16 protein-coding genes and 1 tRNA gene are annotated in these 19,725 nt (G+C 72.5%); 5 read left to right on the forward strand and 12 right to left on the reverse strand.

Going from position 1 to position 19,725, the window contains the following annotated elements:
- Positions 1 to 94: 94 nt before the first annotated feature.
- Positions 95 to 1,765: an alpha-amylase family glycosyl hydrolase gene (locus tag J2Z33_RS01440; RefSeq protein WP_209837123.1), complete on the reverse strand. Its 1,671-nt coding sequence runs from the start codon at positions 1,763 to 1,765 to the stop codon at positions 95 to 97.
- Between the two features lie 162 nt (positions 1,766 to 1,927).
- Here J2Z33_RS01440 and J2Z33_RS01445 point away from each other — a divergent pair, with 162 nt between their 5' ends.
- Positions 1,928 to 2,917 carry a glucokinase gene (locus J2Z33_RS01445; RefSeq protein ID WP_209837125.1) on the forward strand — a complete coding sequence of 330 codons (990 nt, stop codon included), beginning with the start codon at positions 1,928 to 1,930 and terminating at the stop codon, positions 2,915 to 2,917.
- 92 nt (positions 2,918 to 3,009) lie between these two features.
- Here the strand turns inward: J2Z33_RS01445 and J2Z33_RS01450 are convergent, their stop codons facing one another.
- From J2Z33_RS01450 to guaB, 3 genes are all read right to left on the reverse strand, one after another.
- On the reverse strand, positions 3,010 to 5,334 hold the full coding sequence (locus J2Z33_RS01450; RefSeq protein ID WP_342454101.1) for an ATP-binding protein: 2,325 nt from the start codon (positions 5,332 to 5,334) through the stop codon (positions 3,010 to 3,012).
- A 138-nt stretch (positions 5,335 to 5,472) separates the two neighbouring features.
- Positions 5,473 to 6,645, reverse strand: coding sequence for an RsmB/NOP family class I SAM-dependent RNA methyltransferase (locus tag J2Z33_RS01455; RefSeq protein WP_209837127.1), 1,173 nt, complete (start codon positions 6,643 to 6,645; stop codon positions 5,473 to 5,475).
- Positions 6,642 to 8,090 carry an IMP dehydrogenase gene (gene guaB, locus J2Z33_RS01460; protein WP_209837130.1) on the reverse strand — a complete coding sequence of 483 codons (1,449 nt, stop codon included), beginning with the start codon at positions 8,088 to 8,090 and terminating at the stop codon, positions 6,642 to 6,644. The genes J2Z33_RS01455 and guaB overlap by 4 nt, the downstream gene beginning before the upstream one ends.
- A 147-nt stretch (positions 8,091 to 8,237) precedes the next feature.
- Here guaB and J2Z33_RS01465 point away from each other — a divergent pair, with 147 nt between their 5' ends.
- The 3 genes from J2Z33_RS01465 (at position 8,238) to J2Z33_RS01475 (ending at position 10,839) form a co-directional block, all read left to right on the forward strand.
- The gene (locus J2Z33_RS01465) at positions 8,238 to 10,289 is read left to right on the forward strand and encodes an ASKHA domain-containing protein (protein WP_342454102.1); all 2,052 of its coding nucleotides are present in this window, start codon (positions 8,238 to 8,240) and stop codon (positions 10,287 to 10,289) included.
- A gap of 46 nt (positions 10,290 to 10,335) precedes the next feature.
- A tRNA-Gly gene (locus J2Z33_RS01470) sits at positions 10,336 to 10,409 on the forward strand.
- Positions 10,410 to 10,494: 85 nt separating this feature from the next.
- Entirely contained in the window at positions 10,495 to 10,839 is a 345-nt protein-coding gene (locus tag J2Z33_RS01475; protein ID WP_209837134.1) for a RidA family protein, read from the forward strand.
- 708 nt (positions 10,840 to 11,547) lie between these two features.
- On the opposite strand, the gene pgi is transcribed toward J2Z33_RS01475, so the two are convergent.
- From pgi to zwf, 3 genes are read right to left on the reverse strand one after another with little or no spacing between them, the layout of a single operon-like run.
- Positions 11,548 to 13,152, reverse strand: coding sequence for a glucose-6-phosphate isomerase (gene pgi / locus J2Z33_RS01480; protein ID WP_209837136.1), 1,605 nt, complete (start codon positions 13,150 to 13,152; stop codon positions 11,548 to 11,550).
- A gap of 23 nt (positions 13,153 to 13,175) precedes the next feature.
- Positions 13,176 to 13,847, reverse strand: coding sequence for a 6-phosphogluconolactonase (gene pgl, locus J2Z33_RS01485; RefSeq protein WP_209837138.1), 672 nt, complete (start codon positions 13,845 to 13,847; stop codon positions 13,176 to 13,178).
- Between the two features lie 51 nt (positions 13,848 to 13,898).
- Positions 13,899 to 15,353 carry a glucose-6-phosphate dehydrogenase gene (gene zwf / locus J2Z33_RS01490; RefSeq protein WP_209837140.1) on the reverse strand — a complete coding sequence of 485 codons (1,455 nt, stop codon included), beginning with the start codon at positions 15,351 to 15,353 and terminating at the stop codon, positions 13,899 to 13,901.
- 200 nt (positions 15,354 to 15,553) lie between these two features.
- On the opposite strand from zwf, the gene J2Z33_RS01495 reads away from it, so the two are divergent.
- Entirely contained in the window at positions 15,554 to 15,760 is a 207-nt protein-coding gene (locus J2Z33_RS01495) for a hypothetical protein (protein ID WP_209837142.1), read from the forward strand.
- Positions 15,761 to 15,764: 4 nt separating this feature from the next.
- Here the strand turns inward: J2Z33_RS01495 and J2Z33_RS01500 are convergent, their stop codons facing one another.
- The 5 genes from J2Z33_RS01500 to J2Z33_RS01520 form a co-directional block, all read right to left on the reverse strand.
- The gene (locus J2Z33_RS01500) at positions 15,765 to 16,349 is read right to left on the reverse strand and encodes an HNH endonuclease (protein WP_209837491.1); all 585 of its coding nucleotides are present in this window, start codon (positions 16,347 to 16,349) and stop codon (positions 15,765 to 15,767) included.
- A gap of 137 nt (positions 16,350 to 16,486) precedes the next feature.
- Positions 16,487 to 17,164 (reverse strand): alpha/beta hydrolase, encoded by a 678-nt coding sequence (locus tag J2Z33_RS01505; protein WP_209837144.1) that lies wholly within the window; start codon positions 17,162 to 17,164, stop codon positions 16,487 to 16,489.
- Between the two features lie 46 nt (positions 17,165 to 17,210).
- The gene (locus tag J2Z33_RS01510; RefSeq protein ID WP_209837146.1) at positions 17,211 to 17,834 is read right to left on the reverse strand and encodes a DNA-3-methyladenine glycosylase family protein; all 624 of its coding nucleotides are present in this window, start codon (positions 17,832 to 17,834) and stop codon (positions 17,211 to 17,213) included.
- Positions 17,831 to 18,583 (reverse strand): cobalt-precorrin-6A reductase, encoded by a 753-nt coding sequence (locus tag J2Z33_RS01515; RefSeq protein WP_209837148.1) that lies wholly within the window; start codon positions 18,581 to 18,583, stop codon positions 17,831 to 17,833. Before J2Z33_RS01515 ends, J2Z33_RS01510 begins: the two co-directional genes overlap by 4 nt.
- Entirely contained in the window at positions 18,580 to 19,635 is a 1,056-nt protein-coding gene (locus tag J2Z33_RS01520) for a cobalt-precorrin-5B (C(1))-methyltransferase (RefSeq protein ID WP_209837150.1), read from the reverse strand. The genes J2Z33_RS01515 and J2Z33_RS01520 overlap by 4 nt, the downstream gene beginning before the upstream one ends.
- Between the last annotated feature and the right edge of the window lie 90 nt (positions 19,636 to 19,725).

Raw genomic sequence — 19,725 nt, forward strand, 5'->3', positions numbered from 1 at the left:
TGATCCGGCGCTTCTCCTGGGGATACGGTGCCGACTCGCAGGGACCGCGGACCTTGTCCTCGGCGTGGCGCACGCGAGCACGCCTCCTGCGTCCCTACCCTTCCTTGGCCAGCAGGCAGACCTGCCACGGCCCAAGCGTGACCTCGGTCGCGCCCGCCGGCACGTCCACCCCGAGTCCCTGCCCCGCCACGCGCCAGTCGCCCAAGGGCAGCACCGCCCGGATCGTCCCCTCGCCAAGATTGGCAGCCACGAAGACCTGCTCGCCGCCGCCGATCCGCAGGAACTCGATCATGTCCCCGGCCGCCATCATGGGCGACTGCGCCCCGATCCGCAGCGCCGGGTGCCTCTGGCGGAAGGCCAGCGCGCGGCGGTAGTGCTCCAGCATGGAGCCGCCATCGCCCTCCTGCGCCGAAGCGGCCAGCGGCAGGTGCCCGGCCGGCACCGGCAGCCAGGGCTTGGCCGTCGTGAAGCCGCCTGCCTGGTTCGAGGCTTCCCACACCATGGGGGTGCGCGCGCCGTCGCGACCCTTGAACTCGGGCCAGAAGGCGATGCCGTAGGGGTCCTGCAGGTCCTCGAACGCAAGCTCCGCCTCGGGCAGGCCCAGCTCCTCGCCCTGATAAAGGCAGACCGACCCGCGCAGGCACATCAGGAGCGTGGTGTAGGCCCGCGCCGCCGCGTCCGTCAGCCCCCAGCGCGTGACGTGCCGCACCGTGTCATGGTTGGAATAAGACCAGCAGGGCCAAGCGTCCGGCGCCGCGCGGCCCAGCCGGTCGAAGGCCTGCGCCATCAGCCCCGCCGTGGCGCGTGTCGGCTGGAGCAGCTCGAACGGGTAGCACATCTGCACCTTGTCCCCGCCCGAGGTGTATTCGGCCATGATCTCCAGCCCCCGCTGGGCGTCTCCGACCTCGCCCACGGCAGCGGCGCCATAGGGCACGAGCTCGGCCCGGAAGTGGCGCAGAAAGGCGAGGTTCTCGGGCTGGTTCTTCGAGAACAGGTGGAGCTGGTGATTGTAAGGGTTCACGCCGGGCGCGATGGAGTCGTTCCGCAGCTCCTTCGGCAACGAAGGATTGTCGCGCAGGTACTTGTCGGCGAAGTAGAAGTTGATGGTGTCGAGACGGAAGCCGTCCACCCCGCGTCGCAGCCAGAATCGCGCCACGTCGAGAAGGGCATCCTGCACGGCCGGCTCGTGGAGGTTCAGGTCGGGCTGCGAGGTCAGGAAGTTGTGCAGGTAATACTGCTCGCGTCCCGGATGCCACTGCCACGCCGAGCCGCCGAAGATGGACAGCCAGTTGTTGGGGGGCGTGCCGTCCGGCCTGGGATCGGCCCAGACGTACCAGTCGGCGCGTGGGTTGTCGCGCGACGCGCGGCTCTCGACGAACCAGGGATGCCGGTCCGAGGTGTGCGACAGCACGAGGTCGATCATCACCCGCAGGCCGAGCCCGTGCGCCACGGCGATGACCCGGTCGAAGTCGGCCAGCGTGCCGAACATCGGGTCCACGTCGCAGTAGTCCGACACGTCGTAGCCGAAGTCCTTCATGGGCGAGGTGAAGAACGGGCTGATCCAGATGGCGTCCGCGCCCAACCGGGCGATGTGCGGAAGCCGCTCGGCGATCCCCGCGAGGTCGCCGATCCCGTCGCCGTCCGAGTCCTGGTAGCTGCGCGGGTAGATCTGATAGATCACAGCGCCGCGCCACCATTCAGGGTCGAGGGGCAGCGGCGCGACTCCGGGCAGGTAGTCGGGTCCGGTCTCGGGGAACGACGGCATCGCGGTCTCCTGGCTCGAACGACGCCGCCGGTGATGGCAGAGCCCGCGCCGCGCGTCCAGACCATGGGCCGACCGGATACGCGCGGAACCTTGATGCCGCGCCCCGAAGCGGCCTATGAGCGGCCGATCCGTTCCGCCCCGATCCCTTCCGCGAGGTGCCCCATGCCCCATTCCGCCGAACCGCTGACGCTCGTGGCCGATGTCGGAGGCACGAACACGCGCGTCGCGCTGGCCCGGGGGCGCGAGGTGGTCGCGGCGACGATCCGCCGCTACGCCAACAAGGAGCAGCCGAGCCTGGAGGCCGCGCTGCGTCGTTTCCTGCAGGAGACGGGCGACGCAAAGGTGGCAGCGGCCTGCGTGGCGGTGGCGGGCCCGGTCAAGGACGGGCGGGGCACCCTCACGAACCTCGACTGGAGCTTCGACCGCGAGACCCTGGCCGAGGCCACGGGCGCGGACCTGGCGGCGATCCTCAACGATCTCCAGGCGCAGGGGCATGCCCTGGGCTTCGTCGATCCGGCGCTCACGACGACCGTGATGCCCTTTCCCCCAGCGAGCCCGCAGGCGGCCAAGCTGGTGGTGAACGTCGGGACCGGCTTCAACATCGCCCAGGTCTTCGACGCCGCAGGGGGCCGGCTGGTGCCGCCCGCCGAGGCGGGCCACGTGACGCTGCCGGTCCGCTCCGAGGAGGACCTCCGGCTCGCCCGGTTCGTGGGCGCGGCGCATGGCTTCGCCTCGGTCGAGGAGGTGCTGTCGGGTCGCGGCCTCGTGCAGGTCTTCGATTGGCTCGGCCAGGAAGAAGGCGATGCGACGCGCGCGACCTCGGCCGAGATCATGGAGGCTCTGGCCCGGGGCGAGGAGGGCCGCGCCGCGCGGGCGGGGCGGGTCTTCGTGCGGATGCTGGGAGCGGTCTCGGGCGACCTCGCGCTGACGACGCTGCCCTTCGGGGGAATCTGGCTGGTAGGCGGGCTGGCGCGGGCCTTCGCGCCCCATCTCGACCGCTTCGGCTTCCGCGAGGCGTTCCGCGACAAGGGGCGCTTCTCGGAATTCCTGGACGGCTTCGGCGTCGGCGTCGTCGAGGACGACAACGCCGCGCTGACGGGATCGGCCTCGCACCTTGTGGGGCTCCTGCAAGGCGGCCGTCCGCCCGCCTGATATCTGCCGACTTCGTCGCGATCCCGTCGGGCGTGGCCCGACTCCGACCGGACCCTGGAGCCGCGCGACCTCGTCGCCTTGGCGGTGCGGGTTCATGCCAGGATCCGCTCCACGGTGCCGGTGAGTTCGACCAAGGAGAAGGGCTTGGGAAGGAAGACCGAGCCCGTCACCAGCCCCTTCTGCTCCGAGAAGGCCTCCTCGGCATAGCCGGAGGCGAAGATCACCTTGACCCCGGGGCGCTGCAGCAGCGCCTGCCGGACCCAGGTGGGTCCGTCCATGTCGGGCAGGACGACGTCGCTCAGGATGAGGTCCACCTCCAGCGCCGGATCCTGCAGGAGGGCCAGGGCGGCCTCGGCGCTGTCGGCCTCCACGACCTCATGGTCCCGCATCCGCAGGGCGCGCGCCGCGAAGGCGCGGACCGGGGCCTCGTCCTCCACGAGCAGGATGCGCGCGGCGACCGAGGAGGCGGGCGGCTTCTGCCCGGGCGGCGGGGCCGGCTGCGGCTCGGGCCGATCGTGCGCCGGGAACCAGAGCGTGAAGGTGGTGCCCTGCCCGACCGTGCTGTCGGCGAAGATGTAGCCGCCGGTCTGCTTGACGATGCCGTAGGCGGTGGAAAGGCCCAGGCCCGTCCCCTCGCCGGGGCGCTTGGTGGTGTAGAAGGGTTCGAAGATCTTGGGCAGGCGGTCGGGCGGGATGCCGACGCCCTGGTCGAGCACCCGGACCTGCACGTAGCGCCCCGGCGGAATTGTGGCGCGGCCGTGGGCTTCGGGCGCGTCGAGCGTGACGTTGCCGGTCGCGATGCGGATCTCGCCGCCCTCGGGCATGGCGTCGCGGGCGTTCACGACAAGGTTCATCACCACCTGCTCGAGCTGCCGGCGGTCGGCGCGGATGCAGAGCAGGGACGGGTCGTGGTCGAGGGTCAGCCGCACCCGCTCCCCCACGAGGCGGTCGAGGAGGTGCGTGAGGTCCGCCAGCGCGTCGGGCAGGTCGATCGTCTCGGGCATCATGCTCTGCTTGCGCGAGAAGGCGAGGAGCTGTCCCACGAGGCTCGCGGCGCGGTTCACGTTCTGCCGGATCTGGGTCAGGTCGGCGTATTCGGGGTCGCCCTGGTCGTGCCGCAGCAGCAGGAGGTCGCAATGGCCCGAGATGGCGGTCAGCAGGTTGTTGAAGTCGTGAGCGACGCCGCCGGCGAGCTGGCCCAGCGCCTGCATCTTCTGGCTCTGGGCGAACTGGGCCTCCAGGGCCTTGAGCTCGCTCACGTCGTCGAGCACGCCGATCAGGTGGCGGTCCTCGGGGGGACCGGCCGGGCTGAGGGTCAGCCGGACCACGGTGTCCTGGTGCGGGCCCGTGCCGCGCAGCACCTGCGGGCCCGAGGCCGGGCGGCCCTCGGCCACGTCGGAGATCCATTCGATCATCGGCCGGCCCATGCCCTCCAGCACCTCGGACATGCGGGTGCCGGGCTCGGCGGCCATCGGGAGGAGGAGGCGGGCGGGACGGTTCGCGGCCAGGATCTCCCCGGTCGGCGCGATCCTGAGGAGCGGCACCGGCAGGTCCTCGACGGCCTCCCAGGCGTCGAGGCCGTCCCGCGGGGCGGGCGCGGGAAGGAAGAGCACGCTGCGCTGCCCGTCCTCGTCCGAGATCTCGACCACGAGGCATTCGATCGGCCGGGCGATCGGCCGGACGCGGGCGAGGACGGCCTGGGTCCGGCCGAGGACCAGGGGAGGCTTGGCCGCGAGCTCGTCGAGGTGGTGGGCCGGGAGGCCGAAGGCGCGGTGGAACGCCCCGTTCGCGGACAGGACGACCCCGCCCTCGTCCACGTCGAGGCAGGGCAGCGCCGGCGGGTCGCCGGCCCGCCGCTGGTCGAGCCGCCACAGGAGGGTGTCGCCGTCGATCCGGTCCGCCTGGAGGCGGCGGAGCATCCGTCGGCTCCCCCCCTCCTCCTCGGCGGAGCCCAGCGTCACGGCGCGGGCCTGGAGGCGGGCGACGGCGGCCGAAGCGTCCGCGAGGCGGGGCGACAGCGCCGCGTCCAGGGAGGCGCCATCGACGCCCTGCCCGGCCGCGCCGGCCGATCGCGCCAGGATGGCGCCCGCGCCGTCGGCCAGGAGGGCGACGGACGGGTCGCGGCGCAGGGCGGCGACCGCCCCTTCCCGTCGCAGGCGCGTCGCCCCGGCGCGACGCAGGGCGAGCGCCGACCGCAGGATCGCGACGCCGAAGAGGAGGGCCGAGGTCAGGACCAGCGAGTCGCCCAGCCATCCCGGTCGCAGGAGGGTGGCGGGGCCGAGGATCGCCACTGCGGCCACGAGGACCGGCAGGCCGGGGGAGCGCCGGGCCGTCCGGCCGAGCCGGTCGGCCAGCATCGGCACCATCCCCTGCGCGGCCATCGGGCGCGGCGCGCCGGCGTTCTCAAGCTGTGTCACGTCCTGGCCCCCCTGTTCGCTGATTCCCAGGCCCTCATCCTACCCGATCAGTCCTAACGCCCGATTAACGGCGAAACTGCGGCCGAGGATTTCGCGAGCCGCCGGACCAGGGCGGGCCGGCCCTGGGCGGAGGACGGATCAGCGTCCGGGCCCGGCCCGCCGCAGGATGATCTGGAAGAAGCCGTCGCCCCGGTCGTCGGGGCGGGCGACGAAGCGGTCGACGGGGGTCCAGCCGGGATGGCGGGCGAGGAAGGCGGCCACGCGGTCGTCGCCTTCCTCGGGGAGGATCGAGCAGGTGGCGTAGGCGAGGTGGCCGGTCGGGGCGACCAGGGGGGCGGCCTCGTCGAGGATGCGGTCCTGGAGGGCGCAAAGGCGGTCGAGGTCGTCGGGGCTCAGGCGCCACTTGGCGTCGGGGCCGCGCCGCCAGGTGCCGCTGCCCGAGCAGGGGGCGTCCACGAGCACGAGATCGTAGGGGGCGGCGCGAGCGGGATCGGCGGCAAGGTCCACCTTGAGCCCGGCGCGGTCGGCGCGGGCGGGGAGGTCGGCCATGCGGCGGGCGTCGGCATCGTGGGCGGCGAGCGTCAGGCGTTTCAGCGCGCCCATGGCGAGGGTCTTGCCGCCGCCGCCCGCGCAATGGTCGAGCACGCGGTCGCCGTCGCGGAGCGGCAGGCGCAGGACGGCGGCTTGGGAGGAGGCGTCCTGAAGCTCGACGAGCCCCTCGGCGTAGGCGCGCGACTGGGCGACCCTGGTCGCTCCGGCGGTGACGCGGAGGGCGGTCGGCACCTCGGGGTCGGGGTGGGTCTCGATGCCCTCGGCGAGGAGGCGGGCCTGGGCCTCGTCGCGGGTGGTCCGGGCGAGGTTGGCGCGCAGCGTCACCGGGCCACGGGCGGCGAGGGCGGCGCAGGCAGGTTCAAGGCCGTCGCCCAGCGCGGCCTGAAAGCGGGGGAGCAGCCAGTCGGGGAGGTCGAGGCGCACGGCCTCGGGGGCGTCGGAAAGGGCGCGGCCCGTCTCCTCGGGCGTGGGGGGCGGGAGGGCGTGGCCCTCGCCGGTCATGAGGCTGGCGGGGTCGGTCCCCGCGAGGCGCAGGAGACCGAGGAGGAGGCCGCGCCCGGTCCCGGCCCCGCCGACCCAGGCGAGGGAGCGGCGGCGGCGGAGCGCGTCGTAGACGAGATCGCGGACGGCGGCGCGGTCCTTGCTGCCGGCGTAGCGCGCACCCCGTGCCCAGTTCGTCAGGGTCCGCTCGGCGGGGCTGCCCGCCAGCACCTCGTCGAGGATCTGGGCGGCGGCGGCGAGGCGCGCTCCGGGCGTCATCCGACGCGGTAGTTGGGGGATTCGCGGGTGATCTGCACGTCGTGGACGTGGGATTCGCGCAGGCCCGCCGACGTGATCTTCACGAACTGGCAGTTGTGGCGCATCTCCTCGACCGTCGCGCAGCCGGTGTAGCCCATGGCGGCGCGCAGGCCGCCGACGAGCTGGTGGATCACCGCATGGGCCGAGCCCTTGTAGGGCACCTGACCCTCGATCCCCTCGGGGACCAGCTTGTCGGAGGCGGCGTCCTTCTGGAAGTAGCGGTCGGCGCTGCCGCGCGCCATGGCGCCGAGCGAGCCCATGCCGCGGTAGGATTTGAAGGAGCGGCCCTGGTAGAGGATCACCTCGCCGGGCGATTCGTCGGTGCCGGCGATCATGCTGCCGACCATGGCGCAGGAGGCCCCGGCGGCGATGGCCTTGGCGAAGTCGCCGGAATACTTGATGCCGCCGTCGGCGATCACCGGCACGTCGCCGGCCGCCGAGGCGGCGTCCATGACGGCGGTGAGCTGGGGGACGCCCACGCCCGCCACCATGCGCGTCGTGCAGATGGAGCCGGGGCCGATCCCGACCTTCACGCCGTCCGCGCCCGCGTCGATGAGGGCGCGCGTGCCCTCGGCGGTGGCGACGTTGCCGGCGATGACCTGCACCTCGTTCGAGAGGGCCTTGAGGCGGCTCACGGCCTGGCCCACGCCCTCGCTGTGGCCATGGGCGGTGTCGATCACGACGATGTCCACGCCGGCCTCGACGAGGGCCTGGCTGCGTTCATAGCCCGCGTCGCCCACGGTGGAGGCGGCGGCGACGCGCAGGCGGCCGAGGGCGTCCTTGCAGGCGATGGGGTTCAGGACCGCCTGCTCGCTGTCCTTGAGGGTCAGGAGGCCGGTGAGCACCCCGGTGCCGTCGGTGATGAGGAGCTTCTCGATGCGGCGGGCCTTCATGAGCGAGCGGGCGGCGTCGAGATCGGCGGGCTCGGTCAGGACGGCGAGGTTGTCGGCGGTCATCATCACGTGGACTGGCGTGCGGTCGTCGTGGGCGAAGCGCATGTCGCGGTTGGTGACGATGCCGACGACGCGGCCCCGGTCGTCCACCACGGGAAAGCCGGTGACGCCGTGGCGGGCCTGGAGCGCCTTGGCGTCGGCAAGGGTCTGGTCGGGGCGGAGCGTGATCGGCGCGTCCACGATGCCGGACACGAAGCGCTTGACCATGCGGACCTCGGCGGCCTGGGCCTCCACGTCGAGGTTGCGGTGGATGACGCCGAGGCCGCCCGCCTGCGCCATGGCGATGGCCATGCGGCCCTCGGTCACGGTGTCCATGGCCGAGGACAGGAGCGGGATGTTCATGGCGATGCCGCGCGTGACGCGGGTGCGGGTGTCGGCGGTCGAGGGCAGGACCGAGGAGGCCGCCGGCACCAGAAGCACGTCGTCGAAGGTGAGGGCTTCGCGGATTTGCATGGGGGCGGACTCCTTTGGCCGTGGAATCAGCGCCTCTTGTCATGGAACGGCGGCTGACGCAAACCGCCCCTGGGCCGCCGCTGGCGGGCCATGCCGGGGCCGTCGCGCGTCGTAGGACGGTCCCGCCGTTCCCAAGGAGCTTGCCCCGTGACCCAGACCGCGCCCCTGCCCCATGCCGACGCCGACGCGCTCGTGGTCTTCACGCCATCCGGCAAGCGCGGGCGATTCCCGGTGGGAACGCCGGTGCTGACGGCGGCGCGGCAGTTGGGCGTGGACCTCGATTCGGTCTGCGGGGGGCGGGGCATCTGCTCCAAGTGCCAGGTGACGCCGCAGTTCGGGGAGTTCCCCAAGCACGGGGTGACGGTGACGGCGGACGCGCTGTCGGCCTGGAACGCGGTCGAGGAACGCTATGACCGCGTGCGGGGGTTGACGGCGGGGCGACGGCTGGGGTGCCAGGCGCGGGTCGAGGGCGACGTGGTGATCGACGTGCCGCCCGAGAGCCAGGTGCACCGGCAGGTGGTCCGCAAGGAGGCCGACGCGCGCGAGATCGTCATGGACCCGGCGACGCGGCTGCTGCTCGTGCAGGTGGCCGAGCCCGACATGCACGAGCCGAGGGGCGACCTGGAGCGGCTGGCCGAGGCGCTGCGGGCGGAGTGGGGCGTGGGCGCCGTGACCGCGCCGCTGCCGGTGCTGGCGAAGCTGCAAGGGGCGCTGCGGAAGGGCGGGTGGCAGGTGACGGTGGCGCTGTGGACGGGCGACGCGGGGCCGGCGAAGGTGCTGGACCTGTGGCCGGGGTTCCACGAAGGGCGGGTCTACGGGCTGGCGATCGACCTTGGCTCCACGACCATCGCGGCGCACCTGACGGACCTGCGGAACGGGACCGTCAAGGCGAGCGCGGGGGCGATGAACCCGCAGATCCGGTTCGGCGAGGACCTGATGAGCCGGGTCTCCTATGCGATGATGAACCCCGGCGGGGACCGCGAGATGACCTCCGCCGTGCGGGCGGCCATCGACGGGCTGGCGAAGGGGCTGGCCGAGGAGGCGGGGATCGGGGCGCGGGATATCCTGGAGATCACGGTCGTCTGCAATCCGGTGATGCACCACCTGCTGCTCGGGATCGATCCGGTGGAGCTGGGCCAGGCGCCCTTCGCGCTGGCGACTTCCTCGGCGGTGGGGCTGGAGGCGCGGGACCTGGGGCTGTCGCAGGTCAACGAGGGGGCGCAGGTCTATGTCCTGCCGCTGATCGCCGGGCACGTGGGCGCGGACGCGGCGGCGGTCGCGCTGGCGGAGCGGCCGGACCAGTCCGACGACCTCGTGCTGACGGTGGACGTGGGGACCAACGCGGAGATCCTGCTGGGGGACCGGAGCCGGGTGCTCGCCTGCTCCTCGCCGACGGGGCCGGCGTTCGAGGGGGCGCAGATCAGCTCGGGCCAGCGGGCCGCGCCGGGGGCGATCGAGCGGGTCGAGATCGACCCCGCGACCAAGGAGCCGCGCTTCAAGGTGATCGGCAGCGACCTCTGGTCGGACGATCCGGGCTTCGCCGAGGCCACCGGGGCCACGGGCGTCACCGGCATCTGTGGGTCGGGGATCATCGAGGCGGTGGCCGAGATGCGGATGGCGGGGCTGCTGGACGCGGGCGGGCTGATCGGGTCGGCGGAGCAGACCGGGACCGCGCGCTGCGAGCCTGTGGGGCGGACGAGCAGCTATCTGCTGTGGGACGGGACGGCGCAGGGCGGGCCGCGCATCAGCGTCACGCAGGGCGACATCCGGGCGATCCAGCTCGCCAAGTCGGCTCTCTATGCCGGGGCGCGGCTGCTGATGGACGAGATGGGCCTGGACAAGGTGGACCGGGTGACTCTGGCGGGGGCCTTCGGGGCGCATATCAGCCCGAAGCACGCGATGGTGCTGGGGATGATCCCGGACGTGCCGCTGGATCACGTCCGCAGCGCCGGGAACGCCGCCGGGACGGGCGCGCGGATCGCGCTGTGTTCCGTGGCGGCGCGGCGGGAGGTGGAGGGGCTGGTCTCCCGGATCACCAAGGTCGAGACCGCCATCGAGCCGCGCTTCCAGGAGCATTTCGTGGCGGCCAACGCCATCCCGCACGCGAGCGACCCCTTCCCGAACCTCCGGGGCGTCGTGACGCTGCCGGAGCCGTCGTTCAACGCCGGCGGCGGCGAGGGACGGCGGCGGCGGCGCTGACGGCTTGACGAGGCCCGGAGGGATCGTTACCTCCGGGCGCATCACCGCGGGTATGGTGAAAAGGTATCACGAAAGCTTCCCAAGCTTCAGTTACGGGTTCGATTCCCGTTACCCGCTCCACTCCTTCTCCGCTCCGAAGCTCCCGTCTGGCGCCGGCCGTCGCGCCGGTCTAAGCGGGCGCTGACTTAAGACAAGGGAGAGTCGCATGACCGAGATCCGCCGCATCGGCCCCGGCCCGCGCATGAGCGAGGCCGTGGTCCACAACGGGATCGTGTATCTGGCCGGGCAGATCGCCAAGGGCGCGAGCGTGACCGAGCAGACGCGCGGCGTGCTGGCCGAGGTGGACCGGCTGCTGGCCGAGGCGGGCACGAGCAAGGCGCGCATCCTGACGACGCAGATCTGGCTGGTGGACATCGGCACCTTCGGAGAGATGAACGCGGTCTGGGACGAGTGGGTGGACCGCGCGAACCCGCCGGCGCGCTGGACGGGCGAGGCGAAGCTCGCGACGCCGGAGTATCTGGTGGAGATCATCGTCACGGCGGCGGTCTGAGCGGGACCGTCGAGGGGGGCTCTGCCCCCCGCTTCGCTCCCCCCGGGATATTTGGAGCCAAAGAAGGAGGGGGAGTCTCGGACAGACTAAATCCCCGCGAAGCCTCCGGGTTCACTCCCAGGCTCGCGGGGACCAGGCGCGCGCGAGCGGGAGCACCGGCCGCCATTGGGCGGGCTGGGTCTCAGTGGCATCGAGGGAGAACGCCCGTAGGGCGCCTCGGTCTCCCTGGCCGGGTATCTGGCCGCTCCTGGCCCATCGCGTGCGTCTGCCCCCGGCCTTGTCGGGGCCGGGCTCGCTCTTCGTCTCTCGTCTCTCCTTTCCGCCCCCCGCCGTCGGTGCCGGCGTCTCCGCCCCTGGGGAGCGCCGGGCCGTGCGGACGGGGGCCGCTTGCGTGTGGTCGTGCGGGGGAGAGAATGCCAGCCAGGCGTTAACGCCGTCCGACAGCAACGAACGCTCAGCCCCCGGTTCGCGCAACGCCCCCGGGGCGACGAGGACGGGGCCACGGTGGCCGCTGGCGCACCCAAGGCAGGCCATTCGTCGGGCGGGGGTTCCCCCCTCGCAGGGCGGGACCGTGGCCGGGGGAACCCCGCCCTACGAGGGAGGAACCGGCGCGCTTCTCCTTGCCCGCGCCTGGCCCTTCTTTGGCTCCAAGTATCCTGGGGGGAACGCCGCAGGCGTGGGGGGCAAAGCCCCCCCGCGACGTGGGGTCTAGGCGCCGTGGGCGCGGAGGAAGCTCACCAGCCCGGCCGTGGAGGCGTCCTTGCCGTCCGTGCCTTGCTCGCCGGCGACCATGGGGGCAAGGGTGCTCGCCAGCTCCTTGCCCAGTTCGACGCCCCACTGGTCATAGCTGTTGAGGCCGAGGATCGCGCCCTCGACGAAGACGCGGTGCTCGTAGAGGGCGACGATCTGGCCGAGGGTGAAGGGGTCGAGGACAGGGTAGGCCAGCGTCGTGGAGGGGCGGTTGCCGGGGAAGACGCGGTGGCTGGCCTGACGCTCCAGCTCGGCGCCGGTCAGGCCCTTGGCGGCCATGAGGGCGCGGGCCTCGTCCAGGGAACGGCCGCGCATCAGCGCCTCGGACTGCGCGAGGCCGTTGGCGAGGAGGAGCTGGTGCTGGTGGTGGAGGTCGTCCTCGTGGCCACGGGCGGCGAGGAGGAACTCGCAGGGGATGACGCGGGTGCCCTGGTGGATGAGCTGGTAGAAGGCGTGCTGGCCGTTGGTGCCGGGCTCGCCCCAGACCACGGGACCGGAGTCCACCGTCAGGGGGGTGCCGTCCATGGCGACGCGCTTGCCGTTCGACTCCATCTCCAGTTGCTGGAGATAGGCGGGGAGGCGCGACAGGCGGTTGTCGTAGGGGAGGACGGCGCGGGTGGCGTGGCCGCAGACCTGGTTGTGCCAGATCCCGACCAGGGCAAGGAGCGCGGGAAGGTTCTCGTGCCACGCGGCGCTGCGGAAGTGCAGGTCCATGGCCTGGCCGCCGCGCAGGACGGCGCGGAAGGCGTCGGGGCCGATGGCGATCATCAGGGACAGGCCGATGGGCCCCCACATGGAGTAGCGCCCGCCCACCCAATCCTCGAAGCCGAAGACGCGTTCGGGCGAGATGCCGAAGGCGGCGGTCCTGTCGCCGGCGGTGGAAAGGGCGGCGAACTGGGCGGCGGGGTCCCGCACGGTCTGGCTCATCCAGGCCTTGGCGGTCTGGGCGTTGGCCATGGTCTCCTGGGTGGTGAAGGTCTTGGAGGCGACGATCACCAGCGTGGTCGCGGGGTCGCAGGCGCGCAGCACGTCGGCGATGTCGGCGGGGTCGACGTTGGAGACGAAGTGCGTGCGGGGGCCGTCGGCATAGGGGGCGAGCGCGATGGCCCCCATCTTCGGCCCGAGGTCGGAGCCGCCGATGCCGATGTTGACGACGTCGGTGTAGGGACCGCCCTGCCCTGCCTCCCGTCCCTCGCGGATGGCGGTGGCGAAGGCCTCCATGCGGGCCAGGGTGTCGAGGACGCCGGGCATGACGTCCTGCCCGTCCACCAGCACCGGGCCGCCGTCGAGGTTGCGGAGCGCGGTGTGGAGGACGGCGCGGCCTTCGGTCTCGTTGATCTTCGCGCCCGCGAACATGGCATCGCGCTTCTCGGCGACGCGGGCTTTGTCGAGGAGAGCGAGGAGGAGGCGCAGGCCTTCGGCGTCGAGGTTGGTCTTGCTGTAGTCGAGCAGGAGGTCCCCCAGGCGGGCGGAGAAGGTCTCGGCGCGGGCGGGGTCGTCGAAGAGCGACAGGATCGGGCGGTCGCGGGTGGCCTCGTGATGGGCGCGGAGATCGTTCCACATGGTCGGCGTCCTTGTCATGGGAGTCAGCTTTCGGCCCAGTGGACCACCGCGCCCTTGAGGACGGCGGCGACCGGGGCCTCCTCGGGCGGCAGGGAGCGCGCGCGGTCGAGCGCCTCGCGCTTGGCGGGCCCGACGATGACGAGGTGGCGGGAGATGGCGCGGGACAGCACCGCCGCCGACAGGGTGACGCGCGGCTCGGGCGCGCCGGGCGCGCGCATCGGGACGAGGATGGTCTCGGCGGTGAGGGCCTCCTCCAGCCGGTCGGCGCCGGGGAAGATCGAGGCCACGTGCATGTCCTCGCCCATGCCGAGGAGGCAGACGGTGAGGGGCAGGACCTCGGCGATGGCCTCGGCCAGGGGGAGGATGCCCTCCTCGGGCGTCTCGGTGGGGGCGTGGAGTGGAAGGTAGCGGGCGCTCGCCGCCTTGCCGGTGAGGAGGCGCTGGCGCAGCAGGCGGGTGTTGGAGCGGGGGGATTCCTCGGGGACCCAGCGCTCGTCGGTGAGCAGGACCGAGACGCGGTGCCAGTCGAGGTCGGCGGCGCAGAGGGAATCGAAGATGGGGCCGGGCGTGGTGCCGCCGGGGACGGCGAGCGAGGCCCGGTCGGAGGACTGGAGCGCCTGCCGCAATTCGCCGGCGAGGCGCTGGGCCAGCTCGATCATCATCATCTCGGAGTCGGCGTAGGTGACGAGTTCCATGGTCGGTCCCTGTTCAGTCCGCGCGGAGCATAGGCCCCGCGCCAGCCGCGCCTAGCCCCTGATCTCGCGCCAGCGCCGGCCCTCGCGGTGCAGGAGCATCAGCGAATCGTCGGGGCCCGAGGTGCCGGGGTCGTAGAGCTTGGGGACATCGTTGCGCCGCTCCCAGCCGGCGATGATCGGGTCGGTCCAGGCCCAGGCGGCCTCCACCTCGTCGCCGCGCATGAACAGGGTCTGGTTGCCGCGGATCACGTCCATGATGAGCCGCTCGTAGGCGTCGGGGGCCTCGGCGGCCTCCTCGCCCAGCGCGGTGGCGAAGGTCATGTCGAGCGGGCGGTCGATGAGGCGCATCCCGCCGGGGCCGGGCTCCTTGATGGTCACCTGGAGGTCGATCCCCTCGTTCGGCTGGAGGCGGATCGACAGGATGTTGCGGTGCCGCTTCTCGTCGCCCTCGAAGATGGAATGGGGGAGGTCCTTGAAGACGACCGCGATCTCGCTGTGCCGCGCGCGGAGCTTCTTGCCGGTGCGGAGGTAGAAGGGGACGCCGGCCCAGCGCCAGTTGGCGATCTCGGCACGGAGCGCGATGAAGCTCTCGGTGAAGCTGCGGGGGTTGTCGGCCTCCTCGCGGTAGGAGGGGCCGTCGCCGTTCGAATCGTACTGGCCGCGCACGATGTGATGGGCGGCGATGGGCTTGAGGGCGCGGATGACCTTCAGCTTCTCGTCGCGCACGGCGCCGGCCTCGAAGAGCGAGGGGGGCTCCATGGCGATGAGGCAGAGGAGCTGCATCAGGTGGTTCTGCACCATGTCGCGCATGGCGCCGGACTTGTCGTAGTAGCCGCCGCGCCCCTCGACGCCCACGGTTTCCGCGACGGTGATCTGGATGTGATCGACGTAGTGGTGGTTCCAGAGCGGCTCGAACAGGATGTTGCCGAAGCGGACGGCCATCAGGTTCTGGACCGTTTCCTTCCCGAGGTAGTGGTCGATGCGGTAGATCTGCCCCTCGCGGAAATGCTCGGCGAGCGTGTGGTTCAGGGCACGGGCCGAGTCGAGGTCGCGGCCGAAGGGCTTTTCGACCACGATGCGGGAGTCGGGGTCGGCGATGCCGTGCTGGTGCAGGCGTTCCGCGAGCGCGCCGAACAGCGCAGGCGCGACCGAGAAGTAGAAGGCGCGGATGACGCCGGGGCGCATCAGGCCGGAGAGCTGCTGCCAGCCGGCCTCGCCGGTGGCGTCGATGGACACGTAGTCGAGCCGGGCGAGGAACTGGGCGAGGCCGTCGCCGTCGGTCGATTCGGGTCCGCCGAATTCGGCGATGCCCTGGCGGATCATGTCGCGGTAGCCCTGGGCGTCGAGATCGGCGCGGGCGGCGCCGATGATGCGCGAGTCGGGGGTCATCTGCCCGGCCAGGAAGCGGCGGAACAGGCCCGGCAGGATCTTGCGCCGCGCGAGGTCGCCCGTGCCGCCGAAGATCACGAGGTCGAAGGGCTCGACCGGGATGACGCGCGAGACCATTCCGATACTCCTCTGCGGGACCGTTAGCGCTAACGGCTTCGCTCTATCCCGGATGGGCGGCCGCGTCCAGCGCGGGGCCCCGGCGCCGCCCTTGTCCGGCCCGGGTCGCCGGGATGTCAAGCGCGGCCGGGGCGGTGAACCCGGAAGGGCGTCCCGGCGTTGCCCCCAGGAATGGCAGCACAAGGCAAGGAGAGAGGGCGATGAGCGCCTCGAAGCATCCCAAGACCCACGAGCCCAGCGACGCGGACCTGAAGGGCAACCCTGGCATCGGCAGCAGCGCCGGGACGGCGGGGGCGGACGACGAGGATCTGGCGGACGGGGACACCACGTTCGAAGGGGACGTGATGAACGACACGACGCCGCAGGGTGGCGTGGACCCGGAGCAGACGGGGCGCACGAACAAGTAGGGCGTCACGCCTCCAGCTCGGCGTCCCAGTACAGGTAGTCGGCCCAGGAGTCGTGCAGGTAGTTGGGCGGGAACTTGCGGCCGACGTTCCGCAGCTCCTCCGACCCTGGACGGCGGGGCGGGCGGCGCAGGCTCATGCCCGATTGGCGGAGCGAGCGCGATCCCTTGCGGAGGTTGCAGGAGGCGCAGGCGGCGACGACGTTCTCCCAGCTCGTGACGCCGCCCTTGGAGCGGGGCACCACGTGGTCGAAGGTGAGGTCGCCCCGCGTGCCGCAATACTGGCAGCAGAACTCGTCCCGCAGGAACAGGTTGAAGCGGGTGAAGGCCACCTGCTTCTGCGGCTTGACGTAATCCTTGAGCACCACGACCGAGGGGATTCGGATGGTGGTCGTGGGCGAATGGACGCATTCGTCGTAGGTGGCGACGATCTGCACCCGGTCGAGGAAGGCGGCCTTGACCGCCTCCTGCCAGGGCCAGAGCGAGAGCGGGTAGTAGGAGAGCGGGCGGTAGTCGGCGTTCAGGACCAATGCGGGATAATGGCGAAGCGCGGCCGGGTCGCGGACGAAGGTGGTCCGGAAGTCGTCGTCGATCGCCAGTGCCGTCATGCTTGCCCGACCTCCGTCATCCGCATGGCCGTCGCCTGTCACTATATCTCGGGCCAACCCTGCGGCAAGATTCGCAAGATGTGGCGACGGGCTATCGCGGCGACGTGACGGAAGCGTGACGGTCAGGCCACGCCGAGCCGTTCCCGCAGGAAGGCGAGCGCCACGGACAGGCCGTCGGGGGCGATTCCGTGGGGGGTGCCCTTCATGACGTGGGCGTAGACCTCGGTCCAGCCGGCGGATTCGAGGGCGCGGGCGGCTTCGGGGAGCGCCTGGACCGGCACCACGTCGTCGCGGTCGCCGTGGATGAGGAGGACGGGCGGGCGGGACTGGGCCTCGTCGGCCAGCAGCTCGGGTTCGAGGAGGCGGCCGGAGAAGGCGACGATGGCGGCGACGGGCTCCTCGCGGCGGGGGGCGGCGTGGAGGGCCATCATGGACCCTTGCGAGAAGCCGAGGAGGGCCACCTGCTCGGGCAGCAGGTCCTCGTCCACCATGACGCCGTCGAGGAAGGCCTGGAGGTCGGCGGCGGCGGCGAGGAGGCCGTTGCGGGCCATCTCCTCGGAGGAGCCGTCGATCCAGGGGATCGGGAACCATTGCAGGCCCATGGGGGCGCCCTCGCAGGATTCGGGGGCGTCGGGCGACAGGAACAGCGTGTCGGGCAGATGCTCGCCCAGGGGCTCGGCGAGGCCGATGAGGTCCCGGCCGTTGGCGCCGTAGCCGTGAAGCAGGATCAGCGCCGAGCGCGTCTCGCCCGAGAGCGGCTCCACCCGTTCGGCGCGGAGCCTGCGCGTGCCCTTGGCCATGTCGTCCCCCTTGCTGGTTCGCGGGCGAGATAGCGCGAGGGGCCGGTCAGCGCACCCCCTCGCGTTGCTTCACGACGTGGTAGTAGCCCCAGAGGATGCGGGCGGCGACGGCCCGCCAGGGGGACCAGGCCTCGGCCATGTCCTTGAGGGCGCGCTCGCGCGGGCGGTCGGGGAGGTCGAAGAGGAGGCGCACGCCCTCCTGAAGGGCGAGGTCGGCGGGGGCGAAGACGTCGGCGTGGCCGAGGGCGAACATCGCATACATCTCGGCGGTCCAGCGGCCGATGCCGGGGACGTGGATTAGGCGGGCGATGACCTCCTCGGTGGGAAGGGCGCGTAGGGAGTCGTAGTCGATGCCTTCGGCGGCGAGGGCCTTGGCGTAGCGGACCTTCTGGCGGGAGAGGCCCTGCGCGCGGAGGAGGTCGTCGGGGGCCGCGAGGACGGATTCGGGGGTGGTGAGCCCCTGCCCTTCGAGCCGGTTCCAGATGGCGGCGGCGGCGGCGGTGGAGACCTGCTGGCTGACGATGGCCGAGAACAGGCGGTCGAAGCCGTCCGGGGTGCGACGGAGCGGGAGCGGCGCGGCGAGGGCGTAGGCCGTGGCGAAGCGCGGCTCGCGCGCGCCGAGCCAGGCGGCCCCTTCGGCGACGCAGGCGTCGGAATGGATGATCCTCATGGGCCGGAGGTAGGGCCGGAGGAACGAAATGGCAACACCTTGGCCCAGGCGAGGGCCTCCTCGACGGTGAAGACGGGGACGAGGCCGGGCGGCGCGGGCGGGCGGCGAAGGATCAGCACGGCGAGGCCGAGGTCGCGGGCGGCGTCGAGCTTGGGGCGGGCGTCGGCGGCGCCGGAGTCCTTGGCGACGAGGTGGGTGACGCCGAGGTCGCGGAACAGCGCCGTCTCGGCGGCGCGGTCGAAGGGCGGGCGGGCGAGGATGGGGCCGCCGGGGAAGGGGAACGGGCCTTCGGGCGGGTCGATGCTGCGGAGGTGGACCTTTCGGGCGCGCAGGCCGGTCCAGGCAGGGAGGCTCTGGCGGCCGGTGGCGAGGAAGACGGTGGCGGTGGCGGGGATGAGGCGGATGGCCTCGGATTCATCGGTGACGGTGGTCCAGCCGGGCTCGGGCGGCCAGCCGGGGCGTTCGAGGCGGAGGTGAGGCAGGCCCTTCGCCGCGCAGATGGCGTGGGTGCGGGCGCTGATGCGGGCGGCGAAGGGGTGGGTGGCGTCGATGACGGCGGTGATGGTCTCGCGGTCGAGGTAGGTCGCGAAGGCCTCCGGGCCGCCGAAGCCGCCGTGGCGGGTGGGGAGCGGGAGGGGCGCGGGCTCCCGCGTCGCGCCAGCGAGGGACGCGAGGGCGGGGATGCGCTCGGCGGCGAGGCGCTGGGCGAGGCGGCGGGCGTCGGAGGTGCCGGCGAGGAGGAGGATCACGGGCCGGCCCGGCCGACGATGGTCCCGGCGCGGTCGATGACGACCACATCGGACAGGGTGCCGGTGCCGGCGAGCATGGCATCGAGGCGGGTCTTGGCCTCGCGCGCCACCGCCTCGGCGAGCGGCGGGCCGGCGAGGGTCAGGGCGGAGAGGGCGGTCGGGGCCTCGGCCACGCGGGGGTCGCCGGCGAGGGCGGCGAGGGCCGCCATGTCGAGCTGGGACCGGCCCGAGTGGAGGTCTATCGCGCCTTGGGCGAACTTGGCGATCTTGCCGAGGCCGCCGCCGAGGGTGACACGCGGGACCGGGTGGCGGCGGAGGTATTTCAGCATCCCCCCGGCAAAGTCGCCCATGTCGATCATGGCGACCTCGGGGAGGTGGTGGAGGGCGCGGACGGCGGATTCGCTGGTGGACCCCGTGCAGCCGGCGACATGGGGGAGGCCGCTCGCGCGGGCCACGTCGATGCCGCGGTGGATGGAGGCGATCCAGGCGGCGCAGGAGAAGGGGCGGACGATGCCGGTGGTGCCGAGGATGGACAGGCCCCCCTCGATGCCGAGGCGGGGGTTCCAGGTCTTCTTCGCGATCTCCTCGCCGCCGGGAACGGAGAGGGTGATGGCGATGTCGGGCGCGCGGCCGAAGTCGGAGGCGAGGCTCGCGACCTGCTCGTCCATGAGGGCGCGGGGGACGGGGTTGATGGCGGGCTCGCCGGGCGGGATGGGGAGGCCGGGGCGGGTGACGGTGCCGACGCCCTCGCCCGCGTGGAAGGTGACGCCGCCCAACGAGGGCGCGACGCGGGCGAGGATCAGCGCGCCGTGGGTCACGTCGGGGTCGTCGCCGGCGTCCTTGACGATGCCGGCCTCGGCCCAGCCCTCGCCCGCCGCGCGATGGGCGAGCGGGAAGGTGGGCGTCTCGCCGCGCGGGAGGGTGATGGTGACGGTCTCGGGGAAGGCCCCCCCCCAGAGGCGCAGGAGGGCGGCCCGCGTCGCCGCCGTCGCGCAGGCGCCGGTGGTCCAGCCCCGGCGGAGGGGCCTGTCGGGGGGAACGGGATCGGTCACGGGGACGATGATGGGGGCCGGCGGGGGCGCCCGCAAGGGGAGCGGCGGCGCGGGCGGAACGGTCGCTTGCGTATTTGAGCCAAGTTGATG

The sequence above is a fragment of the Rubellimicrobium aerolatum genome (genome assembly GCF_017872975.1).
GTDB lineage: Bacteria > Pseudomonadota > Alphaproteobacteria > Rhodobacterales > Rhodobacteraceae > Rubellimicrobium > Rubellimicrobium aerolatum.